The sequence below is a fragment of the uncultured Limnohabitans sp. genome, from assembly GCF_937889215.1.
GTDB lineage: Bacteria > Pseudomonadota > Gammaproteobacteria > Burkholderiales > Burkholderiaceae_C > Limnohabitans_A.
This window is the reverse complement of sequence record NZ_CALBEX010000250.1, coordinates 1-2,241: the sequence shown is the minus strand read 5'-3', so window position 1 is coordinate 2,241 and position 2,241 is coordinate 1. Positions and strand designations below refer to the sequence as shown.

Below are 2,241 nucleotides of genomic sequence, written 5' to 3'. Positions count from 1 at the left end.
TGTGCCCACCTTCAAGGATGTCGGTTTGGAGCCTGTGAACCGCATGGCTTATTACGGCATCTTGGGTCCTAAAAACCTGCCCAAAGAGGTGGTCGATACCATCAGCGCTGGCGTGCGCAAAGCCCTGCAAGATCCTGCGGTGAGCCAGCGCATCAACGCCACCGGTTCTTTGGTGGTGGGCAATTCGCCACAAGAGTTTGCTGCTCAGATGAAGGCCGAGTTCGAGGTCTACAAGAAAGTGGTTGAGCAGCAAAAACTCAAGCTGGACTGATTTTTAGTCCATGCACGAGACCAGCCAGAGCGCCATCGACCGATTTGCCGAGGCCCTCTGGCTAGAGGATGGACTGTCCGCCAACACGCTGGCGGCCTACCGTCTTGATTTGTCCCTCTTCGCCACCTGGCTGTTTTTAACGCACAGGCTGGCCCTGGAGGCGACCCAAGAGCACCACCTGCAAGCCTATTTTGCCGAGCGCCATGGGCAAACTAAGGCTACCTCGGCCAACCGCAGGCTCACCGTGTTCAAACGGTTTTTCCGTTGGGCCTTGCGCGAACGCCTTGTCCAATCCGATCCCACCCTGCGCATGCTGGCCGCCAAACAGGCGCTGCGCGTGCCCAAAACTTTGGGCGAGGCGCAAGTGGACGCTTTGTTGCGTGCGCCGGATGCGGCCACCGATCTGGGCCTGCGCGACCGCGCCATGCTGGAGTTGATGTACGCCAGTGGGCTGCGAGTGAGCGAGTTGGTCAGCCTCAAAACCCTGCATGTCTCACTGAATGAGGGGGTGCTGCGCATCATGGGCAAGGGCAGCAAAGAACGCCTGGTGCCTTTTGGCGAAGAGGCGCGTGAATGGTTGCAGCGCTACATGGGCCAGGCCAGACCAGCCATGTTGGGCCAGCGACAAACCCAAGACCTGTTCGTCACCACCAGTGGCACCACGCCGGGCACCGCGATGTCACGCGTCATGTTCTGGAGCTTGGTCAAGCGCTACGCGATCGATGCGGGCATCACCGCGCCGCTGTCACCCCACACGCTGCGCCACGCATTTGCCACGCATTTGATCAACCACGGGGCCGACTTGCGCGCCGTGCAGATGCTGCTGGGGCATGCCGACATCTCCACCACCACCATCTACACCCATGTGGCGCGGGAACGGCTCAAGACGCTGCATGCCCAGCACCACCCCCGAGGCTAAATCGATCTGGTAGGTGTTTTTAATAGCCGGAAATACAAACGATAAATGCATTTATGACGAGGTCATAAAAGCTTCATGTTTTCGCCACCGCACCTTCACATACCACGGGCACCATGTGGTTTTCGTCTTTTGAGGTGCTTACCGTGAAACATCATTTGTTAAAGACTTTGCTGCTGGTGTCATCCTTGACATGGGTTGGCACTGCCATTGCTCAAACCGACAACCGCCCAACGGTCCGCGTGGCCGTTCAGCAGGTTGCCAATTCGGGAACTTTGACGCCTTTGCGCGAACAATCGAACGTGGGTTCGCGCTCCTTCCCCATGATTTATGCAGGGCTGATTGAACTTGATCGCCAAGGCGATTTGTCGCTCAAGCCTGGCCTGGCCACTTCTTGGAAGCGCATCGATGACTTCACGGTGGAACTGAAACTGCGCAAAGGCGTGAAGTTCCACAACGGTGACGAGATGACCGCCGACGACGTGGCCTTCACCTTTGGCCCCGAGTACATGTTTGGCAGCACCAAACCCTTGGTCGTGGGCCAAGTTGCTGCAACCATTGCCACCACGACCAATCAAACGCCTGCTACGGCAGTCAAACTGCCTGCAGCCACGTTGCCACCCGAAGTGCCTGCAGTCGCCAGGCGCATGTGGCCTTCTTTGGCGCAGGTCAAGGTGATCGACAAATACACCGTGCGATTCATCAACTTGGCACCCGATTTGACCCTCGAAGGTCGTTTGGCACGGTCGTCTGAAATCATCTCCAAGCGCGCCTTTTTGGAGGCCAAAGACTGGGTCAGTTGGGCGCGTTCGCCCGTGGCTGCGGGTCCTTTCAAAATCAAAGAATTCAAGCCGGACAACAGCTTGGTGTTGACCGCGCACGACGCTTATTTCGGCGGTAAACCCAACGTGAAAGAAGTGCGCTACCAAGTCGTGCCGGAAGTGTCTGGGCGCGTCAATGGCTTGCTCAGTGGTGAGTACGATTTCGTCACCGACATTCCTCCGGACCAGATCAAGACCATTGAAGCCAACCCCAAATTTGAAGTGGTTGGTGG

3 protein-coding genes are annotated in these 2,241 nt (G+C 57.4%); all 3 read left to right on the top strand.

Going from position 1 to position 2,241, the window contains the following annotated elements:
* Positions 1-271, top strand: a 271-nt coding sequence (locus Q0341_RS06440; RefSeq protein WP_299511315.1) for a tripartite tricarboxylate transporter substrate-binding protein, incomplete at its 5' end; no start/stop codon positions are given.
* A 10-nt stretch (positions 272-281) separates the two neighbouring features.
* Positions 282-1,190 carry a site-specific tyrosine recombinase XerD gene (gene xerD / locus Q0341_RS06435; RefSeq protein WP_299511313.1) on the top strand — a complete coding sequence of 303 codons (909 nt, stop codon included), beginning with the start codon at positions 282-284 and terminating at the stop codon, positions 1,188-1,190.
* 143 nt (positions 1,191-1,333) lie between these two features.
* Positions 1,334-2,241, top strand: a 908-nt coding sequence (locus tag Q0341_RS06430; RefSeq protein ID WP_299511311.1) for an ABC transporter substrate-binding protein, incomplete at its 3' end; no start/stop codon positions are given.